Here is a 21,372-nt window from a genome sequence, read left to right on the forward strand (position 1 = left end):
GGATGGATCATTTCAACTATCAGGGCGGCGTCCTGTGCGCCGAGGATGTGCCGCTGACCCGCATCGCAGCCGAGGTGGGCACGCCGGTCTATGTGTATTCTGCGGCAACCCTGCGCCGTCACTTCGGGCTGTTCCGGCAGGCGCTGGACTGGACCGATCATCTGGTCTGCTTTGCGGTCAAGGCGAACAGCAATCTGGCCGTGCTGAAGCTGATGGGCGATCTGGGCGCAGGCATGGATGTTGTATCAGGCGGCGAATATGCGCGGGCGCGGGCCGCCGGTGTTCCCGGTGATCGGATCGTGTTTTCTGGCGTCGGCAAAACCGTGGCGGAAATGCGGCAGGCGCTGGAAGGCGGCATCCGGCAGTTCAACGTCGAATCCGAACCCGAGCTGCACGCCCTGTCGCAACTGGCCGATTCGATGGGCGTCACCGCCCCCGTCGCCATCCGGATAAACCCTGATGTGGACGCAAAAACGCATGAAAAGATCGCCACCGGCAAATCGGAAAACAAGTTCGGCATTCCGATTGCCCGCGCGCGTCAGGTCTATGCCGAGGCCGCGTCTCTGCCCGGTATCTCGGTCGTGGGCGTCGATATGCATATCGGCAGCCAGTTGACCGATCTGGAGCCGTTTCGTCAGGCCTATACGAAAATGGCCGGGCTGGTGCGGGCGCTGCGGGCCGATGGCCATGCCATCACCCGGCTGGACATGGGCGGCGGCCTTGGCATCCCCTATCGGCGCGATAACAGTGCCCCGCCTTTGCCAATCGAATATGGTCAGGTGATCCGCGACACCGTGGGCGATCTTGGCTGCGAGATCGAGATCGAGCCGGGCCGCAACATCGTCGGCAATGCCGGTATCCTGCTGACCTCGGTTATCTATGTGAAAGAGGGCGAGGGCCGCAATTTTCTGATCGTTGACGCCGCCATGAACGATCTGCTGCGCCCTGCCATGTATGGCGCGCATCACGACATCGTGCCGGTGCGGGAGCCGCTGCCGGGCACCGAGGTGCAGCCCTTTGATGTGGTTGGTCCGGTCTGCGAAACCGGCGACACCTTTCAGAAGGGCACACAACTGCCCGCTTTGGCTGCGGGCGATCTGGTCGCCTTTCGATCGGCCGGGGCCTATGGCGCGGTGATGGCTTCGGAATATAACACCCGTCCGCTGGTGCCCGAGGTTCTGGTGCAAGACGATCACTTCGCCGTCATCCGGGCACGCCCGACGGTTGAGGAAATCCTGAACCGCGATACCATCCCGGAATGGTTATAGGTCGGTTCCGGTCTGCGCGGTCAGAACCGGGGGTTTTCCACCCCCGGACCCCCGAGGATATTTCCGGACCAAAGATCAGGCGCGCGCTGGCTCTGACCCGCTGGGGCATGGTGTGGGAACAGGTGGCGCGGGCGTTCTGGCCGTTGTTCGTGATCCTGTCGCTGTGGCTGGCGCTGCTGGCGCTTGGGGCGGTGGCCCTGGTGCCTGCGCCCGTGCTGCCGTGGCTGTTCGGGGCCATGCTGATCGCGGCGCTGGTGGCTGCGGTGCGCGGCGGGATGCGCTGGCGGCGCATTACCGGGGCCGAGGCTGCGGCGCGCGTGGATGCGGCTCTGCCGGGGCGGCCGCTGGCTGCGCTGGCCGATCATGCCGCCTTGGGGGGCGAAGGCGATTTGTGGCGCGCGCATCTGGCGCAGATGGCGGCGCAGGCGGCGCAGGCGCGGGCGGTGCCGCCGGATGCCGGGCTGCGCCACCGCGATCCCTTTGCGCTGCGGCTGGCTGCCCTTGTGGCACTGGTCATGGCGGTGTTGTTTGGTGGCGTGGGGCAGATCGGTCAGGGCATGTCGGCCATCGCCGCCACCTTGCGCCTGCCCGATGAGCGCGGCGATACGGCCCCGGCTGCCCCCTCGTGGGAAGGCTGGGCCGAGCCGCCCGCCTATACCCGCCGCCCGGCGCTGTATCTGAACGCGCTGCCCGAGGGCGAGCCGTTGATTCTGCCCAAGGGCAGCGAAGTGACCTTCCGCCTGTATGGCCAGGGCATTGCGCTGGATCAGACCATCGGTCCCACCCGCGGCGATGATCCGCTGGCCCCCGGTTTTCGCGCTGAACAGTCGGGTCAGATCACCGTTTCCGGCCGCCGTTTCGATGTGACCGTGCAGCCGGATGACGCGCCGGTGATCCGCGCGGGCGCGCAGCCGCTGCGCCGGGCCGATGGCCGCATGGCGCAGGAATTTCAGGCCGAGGATGACTTTGGCATCACCGAGGGCGCTGCTGAAATCGCCCTGAATCTGGCCGCCGTGGACCGCCGCTATGGGCTGACGATTGCGCCCGAGCCGCGCGACGCTCTGGCGCTGCCCCTGCCCGTGCCGCGCGGCGACACCCGGCAGATCACCGGCACGCTGACCGAGGATCTGGCCCGCCATCCATGGGCTAATATGCCCGTCACCATCACTCTGCGCGCCACGGATGGCATCGGCCAGACCGGCGACAGTGGTCCGGCGCAGGTGATCCTGCCGGGGCGGCGCTTTTTCGATCCGCTGGCGGCGGCGCTGATCGAAACCCGGCGCGATCTGCTGTGGTCGCGCGACAATGCCGGGCGCAGCGCCGAAATTCTGCGGGCGATGACGTGGCAGCCCGAAGGCTTTGTCGAACCCGAATTATATCAGGAACTGCGCGCCGCCGCCGGTCTGCTGGAACAGGGCACCCTGTCCCCCGAGGCGCGCGACACCCTGGCCGAAGCCTTGTGGCAGGCCGCCGTTCAGCTTGAGGATGGCGGCCTTGCCGATGCGCTGGACCGGATGCGCCGCGCGCAGGAACGCCTGTCCGAAGCGATCCGGCAGGGGGCCAGCCCCGACGAAATCCAGCGCCTGATGGATGAACTGAAAGAGGCAACCGACGCCTACACCCGGATGCTGGCTGAACAGGGCGAAGACCCGGCGGCGCGGTTCGACCGCAGCCCACAGCAGGGCCAGCAGATCACCGGCGATCAGATTCAGCAGATGATGGACGAGATCCAGCGCCTCATGAACGAGGGTCGGATGGCCGAAGCCCAGCAATTGCTGGACCAGTTCAACCGCATGATGGAGAATTTGCAGGTCCGTCAGTCGCAGGGCGGCGAGGGGCAGGATGGCCAGCCCGGTGGGCAGCCGATGAACCGGCTGGCCGACACATTGCGCCAGCAGCAGGAACTGTCGGATCAGGCGTTCCGCGAAATGCAGCGCCGCTTTGGTGGTCAGCAGGGGCAACAAGGCGATGCCGGCGAAATGGCCGACCGGCAGCAAAGCCTGCGCGAAGAACTGGGCCAGCAGCGCGGGCTGATGCCCGGTCAGGGATCACCGCAGGGCGATGCCGCGCGCCGGGCGCTGGATCAGGCAGGCCGCGCGATGGAGCAGGCCGAACAGGCGCTGCGCGACGGCGACATGTCCGGCGCGATGGAACAACAGGCCGACGCCATCCAATCCATGCGCGAAGGGATGCGCGCCCTTGGCGACCTGATGCGCCCCGAAGGCCAGCAGGCGCAGCAGGGCCAGCAGGGCGACGGTGCCCAAGGCCAGCAACCCGATGGCCCCGCAGGCACCCGCCCCGGCAATCAGACCGGCGCGATCCCACCGGGACAACAGATGCTGGACCCCTTGGGCCGCAACCTGTCGGGCGGCGGGCGCAATATCACCACCGGCGACCCCTTGGCCGAAGGCGCCGACCCAACCCGCCGCGCCCGCGACCTGCTGGACGAAATCCGCCGCCGCAGCGGCCAACTGACCCGCCCCGAGGATGAGCGCAACTATCTGGGGCGGCTGCTGGAACGGTTTTAGACAGCAAGGGCATCACCCCGTGCCAACCACCACCCACTGTCACGCAAACACAAGCAGGCCACAGCCGCCCGCCGCTTCCTGTTTGCCCAAATACGCATAGAACCGCGACGCGGGCGCAGGTTCAGCCGCGTTTGCGCCGCCGTTTTGCCGCGCGCTTCACCTCGGCCAGACGGGCCTGCGTGGGTTTGCGGCGCATCGGGCCGCCTTTGCGACGGCCCTTTGGTCCCTGCGGGATGGCCTTGCCGTCCAGCTCCAGCAGTTCCAGCATCAGCCCGCCGGTGGTCGGAACGGCCTCGGTCAGGCGCACCAGAACCCGCTGGCCGATGCCGATTTCCACGCCGGTTTCCGACCCCATCAGCACCTGCGCATCGGGGTCAAAGTGGAAATATTCCGCCCCGATCTCGCGGATTGGCAGCAGCCCGTCGGCCCCGGTTTCATCCAGCTTGACGAAGGCCCCGAACCGCTGCACCCCGCTGATGCGGCCGGTCAGTTCGGTGCCCACCCGGTCGGCCAGATAGGCGGCCAGATAGCGGTCGGTGGTGTCGCGCTCGGCCTCCATGCTGCGGCGTTCGGTGGCGCTGATGTGTTCGGCGGTTTCGGGCAGCCGTTCCATATCGCCGCCCGACAGCCCGTCATCGCCCCAGCCATGCGCCGTAATCAGCGCGCGATGCACGATCAGATCGGCATAACGCCGGATGGGCGAGGTGAAATGCGCGTAATGCGTCAGCGCCAGCCCGAAATGGCCATAGTTCTGCGGCGCATAATAGGCCTGCGTCATCGACCGCAAGGTGCTGATGTTAATCAACTCGTCAAAGTCAGACCCCTGAGCCTGCGCCAGCAGCCGGTTCAGATGGCTGGTTTGCAGCACCTGCCCCTTGGCCAGCACAAAGCCCGATGCCTGCGCCACCTCGCGCAGCGCGTCCAATTTGGCGGGGCTGGGTTCTTCGTGAACACGGAACAGCAGGGGACGCTGGCGGCGGGTCAGTTCTTCGGCGGCGGCGACATTGGCCAGCACCATGAATTCCTCGATCAGCCGGTGCGCCTCGAAACGGTCCCGAAAGTTCACCGATTTCACCCGGCCATCCGGCGTCAGCTCGATGCGCCGTTCCGGCAGGTCAAGGTCCAGCGGCTGGCGGCGATCACGCGCCGATTTCAGCAGGCCATAGGCGTGCCACAAGGGCCGGATCACATCCTCCATCAAGGGCGCGGCCTGATCGTCGGGGTTGCCCTCCGCTGCCGCTTGCGCCTGTTCATAAGACAGGCTGGCGCGACTGTTCATCATGGCGCGGTGAAAGCTGTGGCCGGTCTTGTTGCCCTGCGCATCCAGCCGCATTTTCACCGCAATCACCGGGCGATCCACGCCCTCATGCAGCGAACACAGATCGCCCGACAGGATGTCGGGCAGCATCGGCACCACCCGGTCGGGGAAATAGGTCGAGTTGCCCCGCGTCCATGCCTCGCGGTCCAGCGAGCTGCCGGGGCGGACGTAATGCGCCACATCGGCAATAGCGACCCAGATCGTCGCACCACCATCATCCTCGATCATGGCGGCCACGGCATCGTCATGGTCGCGGGCATCGGCGGGGTCGATGGTCATCAGCGGCAGGTCGCGCAGATCCATCCGACCGGCCATTGGCGCGGGTTGGGCGGCATCGGCCTCGGCTACAACGGCGTCGGGGAAATCATCAGGAATGCCGTGCTGGTGAATGGCGATCAGGCTGACCGCGCGCGGCGCGCCGGGATCGCCCAGCACTTCGGTCACGCGGGCCAGCGGCAGGCCAAGGCGGCCCTTGGGACCGATCTGCTCCGCCTCGACCAGCTCGCCGCCCTTGGCCCCCAGCGTGGCGTCGTCGCGCACGCGCCATTCCTTGTCGGCCCCCTTGTCGATGGGAACGATCCGCCCGCCCTCGGTTTCCTTGCGGAAAATACCCACAATCTTGTGCGGCGCGGTGCCGATGCGGCGGATCAGCCGGGCCTGATAGTGGTAATCCTCGCCCTGAACGGCGATCAGCCGGGCCAGCACACGTTCGCCCTTGCCCACGGCCCCGTCCGCCCCGCGCGGCAGAAACAGGATGCGGGGTTCCGGCCCCTCGCCCTGCCACTCCATCGGGCGCGCGAACAGGTCGCCGGCATCGTCAGGGCCGATGATCTGGATCACCGACACCGGCGGCAGGGTGTGGCCATCGTGATAATGGCGGCGCTTGCGTTCAAGCTGCCCCTCGGCCTCAAGCTCTTTCAGCAGGCGTTTCAGGTCGATGCGCGCGGCCCCCTTGATGCCGAAGGCCTTGGCGATGTCGCGCTTGGAACTGGCCTCGGGGTGTTCGGCCAGCCAATCCATGATTTCGCGTTTCGAGGGAAGATGGTCGCTCATGCCCGCATCCTGTTTTGCGCGCGTGACCCGTTCACCCGCCGTTCCTGTTCACAGATCCCGCGCCATATCCCGGTGCGGAATGCCTGCGTCATCATAAATAGGACCATACGCCACAAAACCAAGTTTTTCGTAAAAACCGATCGCATGGGTCTGCGCCCCCAGTTTCGCGCGGGTGATGCCGGGCTGATCGCGCAAGGCGTCCATCGCCGCCCGGATCAGCGCCGCGCCAAGGCCCGTGCCGCGCGCGCGGGCCAGCACACAGACGCGCCCGATCTTGCCGGTTTCGCCATCCATCAGCAGCCGCGCCGTGCCAACCGGGCCGCTGTCATCATGGGCCAGCAGGTGAATGGCCGCGCCGTCCAGATCGTCCATCTCGTCGGCCTCGGGGACGTTTTGCTCCTCGACGAACACGGCCCGGCGCAGGGCATGGCAGGCGGCCAGATTGTCGGTGATGTCGATCTTCATGCGAAATAATCCTGCAAAATGCGGCGATAAACACGGGTCAGCGCGCGGATTTCATCAGCCGGAACCCGTTCGTCCACCTGATGCATGAACCGCCCGACAAGGCCGAACTCCACCACCGGACAATGATCCTTGATAAACCGCGCATCCGACGTGCCGCCGCTGGTGGACAGCACCGGGTCCAGCCCGGTTTCCGCCCGCACCACGCCGCGCACCAGATCGACAAAGGCACCGGGCGCGGTCAGAAAGGCATCGCCGCTGACCTCGGCCGACAGGTGCAGCGCCACGCCGGTTTCCGTTGCCACGGCCTGCGCGCGGGCGGTCAGATCGGCGATCAGGCTGTCGCCCGTGTGCAGGTCGTTAAAGCGGATATTGACCACCGCCGTCGCCGTTTGCGGAATCACGTTCGACGCCGGATTGCCACAGTCGATGCTGGTGATTTGCAGCCCCGAAGGGTCGAAATGCGCCGTGCCCTGATCCAGCGGGCTGGCGGTCAGATCGCTCAGATACCGGGTCAGCGCGTGCAGCGGGTTCCTGGCCCGGTGCGGATAGGCGGCGTGCCCCTGCACCCCGGTCGCGGTGATCCGAAACGTGACCGAGCCGCGCCGCCCGATCTTTATCATCTCGCCAAATGTTTCGGGGTTCGACGGCTCGCCCACGATGCAGGCGTCCATCCGCTCGCCATTCTCGTCCATCCAGTCCAGCAAGGCGCGGGTGCCGTCGCGGCCCGGCCCCTCCTCGTCGCCGGTGATGGTCAGGATCACCGCGCCATCGGGCGGCGTTTCGCGCACGAAATCCATCGCCGCGCAGACAAAAGCGGCAATGCCGGATTTCATATCGGTCGCGCCGCGGCCCCAGATCACGCCGTCCTCGATATGGCCGGAAAACGGCGGATGCGTCCACGATCCCAGATCGCCGGGCGGCACCACATCGGTATGCCCGTTGAAGCCCAGACTCCGCGCCCCCCGCTCGCCCCAGCGGGCAAACAGGTTCGGCACCCCGCCCCGGTCCACGCGACAACAGGTGAACCCCGCCCCGGTCAGCAGATCGGCCAACAACACCAGCGCGCCGCCTTCCTCGGGCGTGACCGAGGGGCAGCGGATCAGGCGGGCGGTCAGCTCGGCGGGGTCGGTCATCTCATATCCCTAATTGCAATGCACGGCGGATCAGGTTGCCGCCACTCGGAACCAGCAGCACCCGCATCCAGCGCCGAAACTGCACCACATCCAGCCGGTCCTGCAAGGCAAACCCCAATCGCAGCCCGAACATACCCGCCACGCTATCGCCGCATAGGGCAAAAGCAACCGCCTGCATTCCGGCACAACGCACAGGCTTCCTGTTTGCCCAAATACGCATGCGACAGCGCAATCGGCGCGACATTTTCAGTCTTTATTAACGTCCGTCACGCATTATCATTGCGCTGCATTTGCGAAAGCCCTAGACATGCTGCAACGCCGAAACGGATGGATTCGATGAAAGACATGCCCGCACAGACCACCGCCGTCATCGCCGAACTGGAAGATTTGCAAGCCCGCGCCAAAACCGCCGTGCTGGCGCTGGTCGCCCCCGATGGCAAGGTCGATGCAGCGGCGCTGGAAACGCATCAGCGCGCCGCACATGCACTGTCGTGGCTGGCAACCTATGTGGAATCGCTGCGGCAACTGGCGGCATGGGCAGACCGGGTGCAGGGCGAAACCGAGGGGCTGATCCTCCAGATCGGCTTTGGCGAATACCTGTCGCAGATCGCCGGCGGCATCCCGATGAGCCAGACGGAATTTGCCCGCCTGTCGGATATGGGCGTCGAATGGCACCCTTCGGATGCGGCAACGGCGCTGATGGCGGGCAACACACCGCAGGCGCGGGCGCGGCTGGCAGCGATCATCGCCGACAATCCCGGCGCAGCCACCATCGGCAAAACCGGGCTGGACGAGGATCTGGAAATGATCCGCGACCAGTTCCGCCGCTGGGCCGATGACAAGGTGGTGCCCCACGCCCACGACTGGCACATGCGCGATGAACTGATCCCCATGGAAATCATTTCCGAACTGGCGGAACTGGGCGTCTTTGGCCTGACCATCCCCGAGGAATTCGGCGGTCTCGGCCTGTCCAAGGCCAGCATGGTCGTGGTCAGCGAAGAATTGTCGCGCGCCTATATCGGCGTCGGCAGTCTTGGCACCCGGTCGGAAATCGCCGCCGAACTGATTATCTGCGGCGGCACCGAGGCGCAAAAGGAACAGTGGCTGCCGAAGCTGGCCAGCGGGGAAATTCTGCCGACGGCCGTGTTCACCGAACCCAACACCGGGTCCGACCTCGGCAGCCTGCGCAGCCGCGCGGTGCGCGATGGCGACACCTGGAAAATCACCGGCAACAAGACCTGGATCACCCATGCCGCCCGCACTCATGTGATGACCCTGCTGGCCCGGACCGAGCCGGAAACCGACGACTGGCGCGGGCTGTCGATGTTTCTGGCCGAAAAGATGCCGGGCACCGACACCGACCCCTTCCCCACCCCCGGCATGACCGGCGGCGAGATCGAGGTTCTGGGCTATCGCGGCATGAAGGAATACGAGCTTGGCTTTGACGGGTTCGAGGTCAAGGGCGACAACCTGCTGGGTGGCGTCACCGGCCAGGGCTTCAAACAGTTGATGCAGACCTTTGAATCGGCGCGGATTCAGACGGCGGCGCGGGCGATTGGCGTGGCGCAGAACGCGCTGGAACTGGGGCTGCAATACGCGCTGGACCGCAAGCAATTCGGCAAGGCGCTGATGAATTTCCCCCGCGTGGCCGACAAGCTGGCCCTGTCGGCGGTGGAAATCATGATCGCGCGGCATCTGACCTATTTCAGTGCGTGGCAGAAAGACCACGGCAACCGCTGCGATCTCGAGGCGGGGATGGCGAAACTGCTGGGCGCGCGCGTGGCCTGGGCGGCGGCGGATAACGCCCTGCAAATCCACGGCGGCAACGGCTTTGCACTGGAATATCAGATCAGCCGGGTTTTGTGCGATGCCCGTATTCTGAACATCTTTGAGGGTGCCGCGGAAATTCAGGCACAGGTGATCGCCCGGCGTCTGCTGGGCTGAGAGGGGCGCGCCCCAAGGCGGGGGGCTTCGCGCCCCCCGGACCCCCTGCGGCGTATTTGTTGCAAACAGGAAACCCCTGCGGGCGGTCGCGCAGGCGTGATGTGGACGGGAACGGAAATCCGGGCTAGGGGGTTGCCGGATTAATAATGATTCAAATGCCCTGAGGAGACGCCCGCATGTTCCGTCCCGTTGCCCTTGCCGTGACTGCCGCCGCCGCTCTGGCCGCCTGCACGCCCACGCCGAAAACCCCCGCCACGCAGGAAGGTGACGTTCCGCTTGGCCCTTATTACATCGTCGGTCTGGGCCGCGATGCCGTGCCAACCCGCAATGCCACGCTGAATCTGGCGCCCGGCCAGATCACCGGGCAAGGCCCCTGCAATACCTTTGTCGCCACCAATGCCGCAACGCTGCCGGCGATTCAGATCACCGCGTTTCAGGCCGGTCAATCGACCTGCCGCGATTCCGCGCTGGAAAGCCGCTATTTCTCGGCTCTGCAACAGGCGAGCAGCGCCGAATATAATGGCGGCGTTCTGGTGGTCAAAGGCCCGGTCTGGATCACCTACGAGGCGGGCACTCTGGCGCAGTAATCGCGGCGGCAGCATTTCGGGAAAGGCGGGCCAAGGGTCCGCCTTTTTTGGTATCAGCCGGTTACGCCGCGCCGGGCCGCTGTCGGCGCAGGAACCGCTGCGCCAGCAGATCAAGGCCGATCATCGCCAGCAAGGTGAGGCCGGTCAGCGGAAACAGCGCGCCGCCGATCCCCAAAAGGATGAACAGGCCGGTAAAGACACGGCGATCCGACGGCAAGGGCGGCACGCCAAGGCTGCCTGCCGGTCTGCGCTTCCACCACATGACCGCCGCCGAAACCGCCAGCAGCACGATCCCGGCACAGACCAGCAGCAGCACGATCTGGTTCGCCAGCCCATAGGTCTGCCCCATATGGGTATTGATGCCGAACTCCAGCCACCGCCCCAAGGGGCCATAGTCGGCATAGCTCATATCCAGCAGCGGGCGGCCGTCATACTGATCCAGATGAACGACGCGCTGCTGGCCAAGATCGGCGGGATAGACCGAGCCGGAATAGACCCCGGTCGGTGTCGTCGGCAAAGCAACCGTATAGCCGCGATGCAGGTTCAGGTCGTCAAAGATGCGCACCGCCGCGTCAAGGCCGATCTCGGTCTGGCCCGGCATCGGCGCAGCGGTTTCAGGGATCTGCGCCTGTTCCAGCGACCATGCGGTTTTCGCCACATCGGTCAGCTTTTGCCCCGACATCGGCACCTCGACGCGCACCCCCGCCGGATAGCCAAAGTTGTTGCCATTGGCCCATTCGTTCACCTGCTTGCCCCAGACCGAGGACCACGGCATCCCCGTCACCGCCAGAAACACGATAAAGGCGCCGGTGAAAATCCCCGTCACCGCATGGGTATCGCGCCAGAATACCCGCCGCGCAGGCGTGCCGCGCAGCGTGACCACGCCACCGCCCTGTCCGCGCGGCCACCACAGGTAAACCCCGGTCAGCACCAGCAGAATGGAAAAGCCGCCTGCGATCTCGATCACCTTGCGCGGGGTCGGGCCGAAATAGCGGAACGAGTGCAGATAGCGCACCGTCCATGCAAAGGTGCTGCGGTCGGGCCGCACCTCCAGCACGTCGCCGGTATATTGGTTCACATAAACCGCCATGCGCCCGCCGGTTTCGGGTTGAACGGTGATTTCCGTCGAGGCCCGGTCAGTTACCGGGTCAGTGTATTTCACCGCCGTGCCGGGCTGTGCGCTCAGCGCCGCGTCGATGATCTGCGACGGCGACAGGCGCTGTTCCGCCACGGGTGTCACCAGTTTGAAATCGGCGTGAACCAGATTGTCCACCTGATCGCGGAACAGATAGATCGCTCCGGTGATCGCCAGCGTTATCATAAAGGGCAAGACCAGCAGCCCGGCATAGAAATGCCAGCGCCAGACCGCGCGGTAAAGGTCCGTGGCCTGGCGGCGCACGGCAGATTGCGGGGCAGCCGCCCCGTAAGAAGTATCCGTCATGGTTGGTATCCGTTTTTGAAGATTTCGGTTGCGAAAACGTCAGCTTGCGGATGGCGGACCGGTTGCGGGCGGCAGGCCGGTGACAGCCGCCAGCCTTGGTGCGGCTTGTCTTTGCGGGCAGGCATCACGGCGCAAGGCCAGCCCGGCGGGGCGGATGATTGCGCCGAGGGGATCGAGGGTTGCCGGGGGATGTGTTCCGGCGCAGGGACAGGGCGCGGATTGCGGCCCCTCGCGCCGGTCATCGCCGCTGTCGGGCAGCGGTTGCATCGTCACGGGGTCGAATGCGGCCTCGACCATCCCTTCAGCGGTGCAGATGACCATTGTCACCGTTCCGCCCGCATCGCGCATCGGCATGATCGCGGCGGGGACAAGCGACGACAGCATCAGCGGCAGCAGCATCGCCCACAGCGCAATCAGCCGCAGGGCGCGGCGCATCATCTTACGCATCGCCCACCTCCGCCGTCAGCCGACGCACCAGCCGCCCGCGCGCGGCAGGCAGCGGGCGGCCCACCAGTTCAGCCGCCAGCCGCGTGGTCAGGAAATGGCCGGTGATGGCCAGCCCCTCGGCCAGACCATTGCCACGGTTATCGCCCGCCCCGCCCATGCTCGCGGGCAGCGGCAGCAGGCGGTCGGCCCATTCCCCTGCCCCGGCCCGGCTGACGGCGCGGCCCGATTTCGGGCTGACATAGGCCAGCCCCTCGGGCGCGCCGGTGACGGCGCAGGTGGTCAGGTCAAGGCCAAAGCCCATCTCGTCCAGCAGGCGCATTTCCCAGATCAGGTAATCCTGCGGCCAGTCGGCACCGGCCTCGATCGCGTCCAGCAGGGTCTCGGTCAGCAGCGCCAGACGCGGATGCGGGTCGCGTTCGGGCAGCGCAAAAGACAGCAGCGCGCAGACCGCATTCAGCCCCGCCAGCCCCAGCGGATCGGACAGCAGCCCGGCCCGCGCGCGCACCGGCTGCGCGGTGAAATGGCCCAGGGCATCCGCCTGCCGCGCCCGCCAGCGCAGCGCCAGCCGCGACCCCGGCTGCAACAGCGCCGCCCGCCGCGCCGAGGCCCCGCCCGGCACCAGCCCGGCGTGGCGGCCATATTCGGCCGTCATCACCTCGATGATGGCCGCTGTTTCGCCGTGCGTCCGCCGCGCGATCACGGTGCCTTCGGCCTGCCACTCCATCCGCCTGCCCTTTCCTTTCGCCGCAGCCTGCACCATCCTGAGCGAAACGAAAAGGAGGCCGCGATGCTGAAACCATGGAGCGAGGCGCAGCCAAGGCTGGTCGAGGTCGCGGCGGGGCGCGCAGCCGCCGATCTGGTGATCCGCGGCGGGGCCTGGGTCAACGTCCACACGCGCGAAGTGGTGGGCGGGCAGGACATCGCCATCGCCGACGGGCGCATCGCCTGCGTGCTGCCCGATGCCTCGGCCAATATCGGCCCGGATACGCAAGTGATCGAGGCCGCCGGGCGTTTCATGCTGCCCGGCCTGATTGATGCGCATATGCATATCGAATCGGGGATGCTGACCCCTGCCGGTTTTGCCGCCGCCGTCATCCCGCATGGCACGACGACGATCTTTCACGACCCGCACGAGATCGCCAATGTGATGGGGCCAGCGGGCGTGCGGCTGATGCGCGATGAAAGCGTGATCCAGCCGATCAACATCCTGACCCAGATGCCCAGTTGCGCGCCATCCGCCCCCGATCTGGAAACCACCGGCCACCCGATCACCAAAGGCGATGTGGCGCAGGCCATGGGCTGGGACGGGATCGTGGGTCTGGGCGAGATGATGAACTTTCCCGCCGTGATCGCCGGTGATGGCCAGATGCTGGCCGAGATCGCCGCCACCCGCGCGGCGGGCAAGGTCGTGGGCGGCCATTACGCCAGCCCCGATCTGGGCCGCAACTTTGCCGCCTATGTCGCAGGCGGCGCGCAGGACGACCATGAAACCACGACCGAAGCGCAGGGGATTGCCCGCGTCCGTCAGGGCATGGCCTGCATGATGCGGCTGGGGTCGGCCTGGTATGACGTGGAATCGCAGATCACCGCGATCACCGAACGCGGGCTTGATCCACGCGGCTTTATGCTTTGCACCGATGACAGCCATTCGGGAACTCTGGTGCATGAGGGGCATATGAACCGGGTGGTGCGGCACGCGATTGACTGCGGCTGCGATCCGCTGATTGCGATCCAGATGGCGACGCTCAACACCGCCACGCATTTCGGGCTGGCGCATGAGTTGGGGTCGATCACGCCGGGGCGGCGGGCGGATGTGATCCTGACCTCGGATCTGACGCGGCTGCCGGTGGAGCTGGTGATCGCACAGGGCCGCGTGGTGGCGCAGGACGGCGCGCTGCTGGTGGATTGCCCGCGCATCGACTGGCCCGATACGGCGCGGCAATCGGTGCGGCTGGGGCGGCGGCTGAATGCGGACGATTTCGCCGCCCGCGCCAAGGGCGACCGCGCGCGGGTTCGCGTGATCGGCGTCGTGGAAAATCAGGCCCCAACACGGGCGCTGACGCTGGATCTGCCCGTCAGGGACGGCGTGATCGAACCCGAAGGCGATGTAGCCTGCCTGTCGCTGGTCGAGCGTCACCACGGCAGCGGAGCCGTGACGAACGGCTTTGTGTCGGGCTTTGGCTGGCAGGGGCGCATGGCGCTTGCCTCGACCGTGGCGCATGACAGCCATCACATCATCGTCGCCGGCACCTGCCGCGAAACCATGGCGGCGGCGGTGGCACATCTGGCCACGCTTCAGGGCGGCGTCACCCTGTGGCGCGACGGGGCGGAACTGGCCACCGTGCCGCTGCCGATCGCCGGGCTGATGTCGGACGCCCCCGCCCCCAAGGTCGCCGCCGCCGCACAGGCGCTGACGCAGGCGATGCGGGATTGCGGCTGCACCCTGAACAACGCCTTCATGCAGCATTCACTGCTGGCGCTGGTGGTGATCCCGGAACTGCGTATCTCGGACAAGGGGATCGTTGACGTGACGCGGTTTCAGGTAGTGGATCTGCTGGCCCCCGACGAACCGGGAAGCGGGTGACCGATCAGTTTTTCGGCCTCGGGGCACCAATCCACAACACCATGTTGCAGCATGACCGTCGGATCAGGGTTATGCCCGGTAATGAACGGCGCAAAGCTGAGATCACTGTTATCGGCAAAAGCCTTGGCGCGGCTTTCGGCCTCATTATGGCTTAGCCGCTTTTGTTCGATCAGTTTCTGTTCACGCTGAACCACGCCACCGGCAAATTTGTAATGATGAAGAATGCCGGTAAAGCTGGGGCAACGCAGGCCGGTTGTGACATGCGGATGAGCCATCGGATCAATGTTTCCCGACATCTTGAACAAGGGATGCTTAATCAGGCAGCAGTTTTCGCCAAATACCTGCCGTCTGATACCGCCAAACAGAATGGGCAGACCGACACCGGAAATCTGGTTTTGTTGCAGGAAATAGGCCAGAGGCGCATCAGCGGATGAATAATCATAACTTTCGATCCCATCCAGGCTATAGCCGGAAAACGCCTTGCGCACCTGTGAAAACGGCACCGTTTCATCGTAATTCCTGACCGGATCGGACGGGACCATTTCCAGCATATAGGAAATCATTCCGCTATACCCGCCCGCATCCAGCCGCCGGACCAGATCATGCAGGGAAACTTTGTCAGAATGCGGATAGTCGAAAATCTCATCGCAATCTATTGCCAACCGCCAGCCACCCTTCAGATATTCCGTAACAGCAAGCCGGCGGATATATTTCTGATAATCCCGAAAAGAGGCCGAACAGACCGCAACAGTCGTATTCGGCAAGGATGACGCAATCTCGACCGAGCTATCGGTCGATTCATTATCCACATAAACAACGTGATCGACACCCATCTGGCGATGATACCGAACGCATTCTTCAAGGAAATAGGCGTTGTTCCGCCCCAAAAGGACAAGCCCGATCTGGTCTTTACCAAGCGTAACCTGCCTTGGCCCAGATATATGGCGAAACGTCTTGCGCAGTTGACGGCGGCGGTGCGCCTCGACCATGGCGCGATAAGCATCACCGACTATGGACATCCAGATTTACCCTCTATCAGACACGGCGCTTTATCTGCGCATTACAACATAACAGAAACCTGCTCATGGCGCCGGACTATAACCAGATGTTGCCATACAGGAAAGCCGCAACCTCTCTGCCCGGTTCACTGCATCCGCTTGGTCGTGCTTTGCCGCTGCATCCGCCGCCGCGCACCTGCCTGCCGGACCAGCGCGACGGAATAGATCACCAGCGAGGCCCAGATCATCGGAAAGGCGATCATCTGCGCGCCGCGGAAGGTTTCGCCAAAGACGAAAACGGCGGTCAGAAAGATCATCGTCGGCGCGATATATTGCAACACGCCCATGGTGGACAGCCGCACCTGCTTGGCCGCGTTGGCATACATCAGCAGCGGGATCGCCGTCACCGGGCCACAGCCCAGCAGAAACAGCGTATCATGCCAGCCTGTCGCGGCGAAATGCGCCTGCCCCTGCGCCATCTGCCACAGCGCATAGCCTGATGCCAGCGGCAGCAGCAGCAAGACCTCCATCGTAAAGCCCTGATTGGGGCCAAGCGGCAGGCGGCGCTTGAAATAGGCGTAAAAGCCCCAGCTGAAGGTCAGCCCCAGCGCAACCAAGGGCAACCGCCCGGCCGAAACCGTCAGCACCAGAACCGCCAGCGCCGCCAGTGCGATGGCTGCCATCTGCATCCGGCCCAACCGCTCGCCCAGCAGGGTGGCACCCAGAAAGACGCTGAACAGCGGGTTGATATAGTAACCCAAGGCGGCCTCAAGCGCGCGGTCATTGGCGATGGACCAGACATAGATCAGCCAGTTCGCCGAAATCAGCGCCGCGCAGATCGCCGCCATCGCCAGCAGACGCGGGTTTCGCAGCGCCTGCCAGACCTGCGCACCCTTGCGCTGCACCAGCAGGACGGTCAGCGCAATCGGCAGCGACCAGATGATCCGATGCGCGATCACCTCGGCCGGAGGGATATGGGCCAGTTGCTTCATGAACAACGGCAGAAACCCCCAAAAGATATAGGTGCCGACCGCAAGGGTCAGCCCGGCCGGGGAATCGCTTTGATCGGGGGCGGCGCTCATCCCGGCACGCTAGCGGCAGGCTGCGACAGACGCCATGGCCAAACGTCAGCCCAGCCCCGGCTGATTCAGCAAGGTGGTGCCGTCGCGGCTTTCGATCTCGATCACCCACAGGTCGGGGTCAAATCCGCGCTGGCGGGCGATGGCGGCATCGACCTCGCGTTCGGGGCCGCCCGCCATCTGCGACCAGATGCGCGCGCCGCTGTCCAGATCGTATTCGCGCGCCCACAGATCGGCGCTACCATCCAGCCGGGCGCATTTCACCAGCACCGCGCCCGCCGTAGCATCACCGCGCGCCAGCACATAGGCCGGGATATGCGCCTGCCCCAGCCGCGCCAGATAGGCCGACACCCACAGCCCCGCAGCCAGCCGCGCCTCAACCATCGCCGTCGCGGAAATCCAGCCCCATCTCGGAATAACGCTCGGCCTCGTCCAGCCAGTTCTCGCGCACCCGCACTTGCAGGAACAGATGGACACGGCGGCCCATGAACTCTTCCAGCTCGATGCGGGCGGCCTGACTGACGGCCTTGATCGTCTCGCCGCCCTTGCCCAGCACGATGCCCTTGTGGCCGGGGCGGGCGACATAGATCACCTGATCGACACGGGCCGAGCCATCCTGCCGTTCTTCCCACGCCTCGGTCTCGACGGTCAGCTGATAGGGGATTTCCTCGTGCAGCCGCAGGGTCAGCTTTTCGCGGGTCATTTCCGCAGCGATCATACGCATGGGCAGATCGGCGATCTGATCCTCGGGGTAAAGCCACGGGCCGGCCGGCATCTGTTCCGCCAGCCACGCGCGCAGATCATCACAGCCATGCCCGCGCTCCGCCGATACCATAAAGGTGCGGGTGAACGGAAAGGCCGCGTTCATCTTGTCGGCCAAAGCCAGCAGCGCCTCGGCCTTGACCCGGTCGATCTTGTTGATGACCAGCGCGACGGTGCGACCCTTGCCGCGTTCCATCATCGCATCCAGAATCCGCTCAACCCCATCGGTCAGCCCCCGATGCGCCTCGATCAGCAGACAAACCACATCGGCATCCTCGGCCCCGCCCCATGCCGCCGCGACCATGGAACGATCCAGCCGCCGCCTTGGCCGGAAAATCCCCGGAGTATCCACGAACACGATCTGGGCATTCCCCTCGATCGCAATGCCGCGGATGCGCGCGCGCGTGGTCTGAACCTTATGGGTGACAATCGACACCTTGGCGCCGACCATCTGGTTCAGCAAAGTGGATTTGCCCGCATTCGGTTCGCCGATCAGCGCCACAAAACCGGCGCGGCTTTCAACCTTCTCATCCATCAGCCCACCCGTCCCATCTTTGGTCCCTAAATATCCTCTGGGGGTCCGGGGGGCGAAGCGCCCCCGGTTGCAACGCCGCCGCTCACCCCGCCACCTGCGCCAGCAAAGCCGCCGCCGCAGCCTGTTCCACGCCGCGCTTGGCACCGGCCCCCTGAGCATCGGCGCTGCGGCCATCGGCCAGCGTCACGGTGATGCGGAACACCGGGGCGTGGTCCGGCCCCTCGCGCCCGGTCTGTTCATAGACCGGCGGCGGCATCCCCTGCGCCTGCGCCCATTCCTGCAAGGCGGTCTTGGCGTCACGGGCATCGGCGGCCACGTTGCTCAGCCGCTGGTCCCACAGGGTCAGGATCACGTCACGGGCCGCATCCAGCCCCGCGTCCAGATATACGGCGGCCAGCACCGCCTCCATCGCATCGGCCAGCAAGGCGTCTTTGCGCCGCCCGCCCGACAGCCGCTCTGACCGGCCCAGCTTCAGCACATCGCCAAGGCCGATCTCGCGCGCAATCTCGGCACAGGTTTCGCCACGCACCAGCGCGTTCAGGCGCGGCGCAAGCTGACCCTCGCTGGCCTGACGATCGGCAGCGATCAGCGTTTCGGCGATCACCAGCCCCAGAACCCGGTCGCCCAGAAATTCAAGCCGCTGGTTATCGGGGCGGCTGGCGCTGGAAATCGACCCATGCGTCAGCGCCCGCGCCAGCAGGTCCGGCCGGGCAAAATCATGGCCCAGCCGTGCCATAAAGGCGCGCGTGTCGGCTGCGACCTTCAACGCACCGCCTTGAAGAAACGATCCGACCGCCAGGTCCAGAAATACAACAACGAGTTGCCCGCGGATGAAAACATGATCCGGTCGGCACGGCCGATCAGATATTCCGCCGGAACAAAGCCCACGCCGCCGGTGATGGCACCAAAGCGCGAATCCTCGGAATTGTCACGGTTATCGCCCATAAAGAAATACTGCCCCTCGGGGACGGTAAAGACCGGCGTGTCATCGGCGATCCAGCCATCGCGGATGTTCAGCACGTCATGGGCCACCCCGTTGGGCAGAGTTTCCGTGAACCGCTGATATTCGCAGGCACCGCCGGGCGGCACCGGATCATTGGCGCAGGCCGGCACCAGACGCTGCGGCCCCTGCGGCTCTTTGATTTCGGTGAAGGTGCCGTTGGGCACCTGCGGCACCTCTTGCCCGTTGATCCACACGCGCCCGCCGCGCATCTGCACGGTATCGCCGGGCATCCCGATCAGCCGCTTGATGAAATCGACATTGCGCGAGGGATGACGGAACACCACCACATCGCCGCGCACCGGGTCGCTGGCCAGAATGCGGCCCGAAATGGGGCACAGCGAAAACGGGCAGGAATGCCGGGAATAGCCATAGGCCATCTTGTTCACGAACAGGAAATCCCCGATCAGCAGCGTGTCCTTCATGCTGCCCGACGGAATCCAGAACGGTTGAAAGAACAGCGTGCGAAAGATCCCCGCGATCACCAGCGCCCAAAAGATGGTGCGGATCGTTTCGATGATGCCGCCTTCGTTACGGGCGGTGCTGCGGTCTGCCATGTTCTGCGGTCCTTTCCGGTTCCCGACCGTCATGGGGCGGCGGGCCGGGCAAAGTCAAGCGCCGGGCAGCGGCAGCGCCTCGATCACGACGAAAGCCTGCGCCCAGGGGTGGTCGTCGGTCAGGGTAACATGAACCACGGCCCGATGGCCCGGCGGGGTCATATCGGCCAGCCGCACCGCCGCCCATCCGGTCAGGACCATCACCGGCTGCCCGGTGTCCAGATTGCCAACCGCCATATCGCGCCACGCGATCCCCATGCGCAGCCCGGTGCCAAGCGCCTTGGAGCAGGCCTCTTTCGCGGCCCAGCGTTTGGCCAGCGTCGCGGCTTCATGCGCGCGCGACCGCGCACGGGACAGTTCGCGTTCGGTAAACACCCGGTTACGAAAACGGTCGCCATGGCGATCCAGCACCGCCGCAATACGGTCGATGTTGCACAGATCGGTGCCGATACCAAGAATCATGGCCCGGCTGTCCGGGTCAGCCGCGCCGTGATCTGGCCGGTTGCCTGATTGATGGTCACGCTCAGCGTGGCAGGGGCGCCGCTGCCGGTTTCGGGCACAGAGGTTTGTGCCGGCATCGTCACCTCCAGCCCCTTGGCCGGGTCATAGGTCACGCTGCGCGCCGGGAAATCCAGCGCATAAAAGCCCGCGGGCCAGCCGCCCGCCTCGGCGCGGCTCAGCGAAACGACGCGGCATTGCCGGGCCTGCGCCTCGTCATAGGGGGGCGACAGGATCAGCAGATGAACCGAGGCCGCCGCCGGTTCGATACTGTCGATCTGCGCCAGCCGCACCGCGCCATCGGCATAGCTGGCGGACATCTGTTCCCACGGCTCGGCAATCGCTTCGGCCCGCGTCCACGCGCCGCAGGGGTTCACCGATTGCGCGGCGGCGGGCAGCGTGGTCAGGGCAAGGGCCAGTGCAAAGCGGATCACGAACGCGCCTCGTCCATGCAGCGGCGCATCTGGCGGATGGCCTGATCCAGTCCGGTGAACACCGATTCCGCGATCAGGAAATGGCCGATGTTCAATTCGGCGATCTGCGGAATCGCGGCGATGGGGCCGACGGTGGCAAAGGTCAGGCCGTGGCCTGCGTGGACCTCTAGCCCCAGATCCGCCGCCAGCGCCGCGCCGTCGCGCAGACCGGTCAGTTCGGCATCGCGGCGGGCGGTGTCGCCCTCGGTATCGAAGTCGCAATAGGCGCCGGTATGCAGTTCCACCACCGCCGCGCCGATTCGCGCCGCCGCCTGAATCTGCGCCGGCTCATGGCCGATGAACAGCGACACCCGGCTGCCCGCATCCCGCAGCGGTGCGATGAAATCGGCCATGCGCGTTTCCTGCCCGGCGACGTCCAGCCCGCCCTCGGTCGTGCGCTCTTCGCGTTTTTCGGGGACGATGCAGACCGCATGAGGCCGATGCCGCAGCGCGATGGCCTGCATTTCCGCCGTCGCCGCCATTTCCAGATTCAGCGGCAGGCGCAGCTCGCGCATCAGCGCATCAATATCGGCATCGGTAATGTGGCGGCGATCCTCGCGCAGATGGGCGGTGATGCCATCCGCGCCCGCCTGTTCGGCCAGCCGGGCGGCGCGCAAGGGATCGGGCCAAGGCGTGCCGCGCGCGTTACGGATCGTGGCCACATGGTCGATATTGACGCCAAGACGCAGCATAAGATCACCT

The 21,372-nt window shown here is 65.5% G+C and carries 21 protein-coding genes; 5 read left to right on the forward strand and 16 right to left on the reverse strand.

What is annotated here, in order from left to right; all coding sequences use genetic code 11:
* Window positions 1–2 precede the first annotated feature (2 nt).
* Complete coding sequence (lysA, locus tag Q4G14_RS04040; RefSeq protein ID WP_303360434.1) at window positions 3–1,268, forward strand: diaminopimelate decarboxylase; 1,266 nt, start codon at window positions 3–5, stop codon at window positions 1,266–1,268.
* Window positions 1,259–3,796, forward strand: coding sequence for a DUF4175 domain-containing protein (locus tag Q4G14_RS04045; protein ID WP_368661303.1), 2,538 nt, complete (start codon window positions 1,259–1,261; stop codon window positions 3,794–3,796). Before lysA ends, Q4G14_RS04045 begins: the two co-directional genes overlap by 10 nt.
* Before the next feature lie 121 nt (window positions 3,797–3,917).
* Here the strand turns inward: Q4G14_RS04045 and rnr are convergent, their stop codons facing one another.
* From rnr to Q4G14_RS04065, 4 genes are read right to left on the reverse strand one after another with little or no spacing between them, the layout of a single operon-like run.
* A complete protein-coding gene (gene rnr / locus Q4G14_RS04050; RefSeq protein WP_303360436.1) occupies window positions 3,918–6,167 on the reverse strand; it encodes a ribonuclease R in 2,250 nt (749 codons plus the stop codon).
* A gap of 48 nt (window positions 6,168–6,215) precedes the next feature.
* Window positions 6,216–6,632, reverse strand: coding sequence for a GNAT family N-acetyltransferase (locus Q4G14_RS04055; RefSeq protein WP_303360437.1), 417 nt, complete (start codon window positions 6,630–6,632; stop codon window positions 6,216–6,218).
* A complete protein-coding gene (gene dapE, locus Q4G14_RS04060; RefSeq protein ID WP_303360438.1) occupies window positions 6,629–7,765 on the reverse strand; it encodes a succinyl-diaminopimelate desuccinylase in 1,137 nt (378 codons plus the stop codon). Before dapE ends, Q4G14_RS04055 begins: the two co-directional genes overlap by 4 nt.
* A gap of 1 nt (window position 7,766) precedes the next feature.
* Window positions 7,767–7,943, reverse strand: coding sequence for a hypothetical protein (locus tag Q4G14_RS04065; RefSeq protein WP_303360439.1), 177 nt, complete (start codon window positions 7,941–7,943; stop codon window positions 7,767–7,769).
* 158 nt (window positions 7,944–8,101) lie between these two features.
* On the opposite strand from Q4G14_RS04065, the gene Q4G14_RS04070 reads away from it, so the two are divergent.
* A complete protein-coding gene (locus Q4G14_RS04070; protein WP_303360497.1) occupies window positions 8,102–9,709 on the forward strand; it encodes an acyl-CoA dehydrogenase family protein in 1,608 nt (535 codons plus the stop codon).
* A gap of 176 nt (window positions 9,710–9,885) precedes the next feature.
* Entirely contained in the window at window positions 9,886–10,296 is a 411-nt protein-coding gene (locus tag Q4G14_RS04075) for an META domain-containing protein (protein ID WP_303360440.1), read from the forward strand.
* A gap of 61 nt (window positions 10,297–10,357) precedes the next feature.
* On the opposite strand, the gene Q4G14_RS04080 is transcribed toward Q4G14_RS04075, so the two are convergent.
* Genes Q4G14_RS04080 through recO form a run of 3 tightly spaced genes read right to left on the reverse strand, consistent with a single transcriptional unit; the run spans window position 10,358 to window position 12,908 of the window.
* Window positions 10,358–11,737: a PepSY domain-containing protein gene (locus tag Q4G14_RS04080; RefSeq protein WP_303360441.1), complete on the reverse strand. Its 1,380-nt coding sequence runs from the start codon at window positions 11,735–11,737 to the stop codon at window positions 10,358–10,360.
* A 39-nt stretch (window positions 11,738–11,776) separates the two neighbouring features.
* Entirely contained in the window at window positions 11,777–12,184 is a 408-nt protein-coding gene (locus tag Q4G14_RS04085) for a hypothetical protein (protein WP_303360442.1), read from the reverse strand.
* The gene (recO, locus tag Q4G14_RS04090) at window positions 12,177–12,908 is read right to left on the reverse strand and encodes a DNA repair protein RecO (RefSeq protein WP_303360443.1); all 732 of its coding nucleotides are present in this window, start codon (window positions 12,906–12,908) and stop codon (window positions 12,177–12,179) included. Before recO ends, Q4G14_RS04085 begins: the two co-directional genes overlap by 8 nt.
* 63 nt (window positions 12,909–12,971) lie before the next feature.
* Here recO and ade point away from each other — a divergent pair, with 63 nt between their 5' ends.
* Window positions 12,972–14,768: an adenine deaminase gene (ade, locus tag Q4G14_RS04095; protein ID WP_303360444.1), complete on the forward strand. Its 1,797-nt coding sequence runs from the start codon at window positions 12,972–12,974 to the stop codon at window positions 14,766–14,768.
* On the opposite strand, the gene Q4G14_RS04100 is transcribed toward ade, so the two are convergent.
* The 9 genes from Q4G14_RS04100 to Q4G14_RS04140 all read right to left on the reverse strand — a co-directional run bounded on the left by Q4G14_RS04100 (window position 14,723) and on the right by Q4G14_RS04140 (window position 21,362).
* Entirely contained in the window at window positions 14,723–15,787 is a 1,065-nt protein-coding gene (locus Q4G14_RS04100; protein ID WP_303360445.1) for a glycosyltransferase family 2 protein, read from the reverse strand. The genes ade and Q4G14_RS04100 overlap by 46 nt on opposite strands.
* Window positions 15,788–15,912: 125 nt before the next feature.
* Window positions 15,913–16,848, reverse strand: coding sequence for an EamA family transporter RarD (gene rarD / locus Q4G14_RS04105; protein ID WP_303360446.1), 936 nt, complete (start codon window positions 16,846–16,848; stop codon window positions 15,913–15,915).
* Window positions 16,849–16,893: 45 nt separating this feature from the next.
* Window positions 16,894–17,229 (reverse strand): DUF1491 family protein, encoded by a 336-nt coding sequence (locus Q4G14_RS04110; RefSeq protein ID WP_303360447.1) that lies wholly within the window; start codon window positions 17,227–17,229, stop codon window positions 16,894–16,896.
* A complete protein-coding gene (era, locus tag Q4G14_RS04115; protein ID WP_303360448.1) occupies window positions 17,222–18,142 on the reverse strand; it encodes a GTPase Era in 921 nt (306 codons plus the stop codon). The genes Q4G14_RS04110 and era overlap by 8 nt, the downstream gene beginning before the upstream one ends.
* 82 nt (window positions 18,143–18,224) lie before the next feature.
* Window positions 18,225–18,908, reverse strand: a complete 684-nt coding sequence (rnc, locus tag Q4G14_RS04120; RefSeq protein ID WP_303360449.1) for a ribonuclease III — start codon at window positions 18,906–18,908, stop codon at window positions 18,225–18,227.
* Window positions 18,905–19,699 (reverse strand): signal peptidase I, encoded by a 795-nt coding sequence (gene lepB / locus Q4G14_RS04125; protein ID WP_303360450.1) that lies wholly within the window; start codon window positions 19,697–19,699, stop codon window positions 18,905–18,907. The genes rnc and lepB overlap by 4 nt, the downstream gene beginning before the upstream one ends.
* Before the next feature lie 54 nt (window positions 19,700–19,753).
* The gene (gene acpS, locus Q4G14_RS04130) at window positions 19,754–20,161 is read right to left on the reverse strand and encodes a holo-ACP synthase (protein WP_303360451.1); all 408 of its coding nucleotides are present in this window, start codon (window positions 20,159–20,161) and stop codon (window positions 19,754–19,756) included.
* Window positions 20,158–20,631, reverse strand: a complete 474-nt coding sequence (locus Q4G14_RS04135; protein ID WP_303360452.1) for a hypothetical protein — start codon at window positions 20,629–20,631, stop codon at window positions 20,158–20,160. Before Q4G14_RS04135 ends, acpS begins: the two co-directional genes overlap by 4 nt.
* Complete coding sequence (locus tag Q4G14_RS04140) at window positions 20,628–21,362, reverse strand: pyridoxine 5'-phosphate synthase (RefSeq protein ID WP_303360453.1); 735 nt, start codon at window positions 21,360–21,362, stop codon at window positions 20,628–20,630. Before Q4G14_RS04140 ends, Q4G14_RS04135 begins: the two co-directional genes overlap by 4 nt.
* Window positions 21,363–21,372 lie beyond the last annotated feature (10 nt).

The sequence above is a fragment of the Paracoccus sp. (in: a-proteobacteria) genome (genome assembly GCF_030538755.1).
GTDB lineage: Bacteria > Pseudomonadota > Alphaproteobacteria > Rhodobacterales > Rhodobacteraceae > Paracoccus.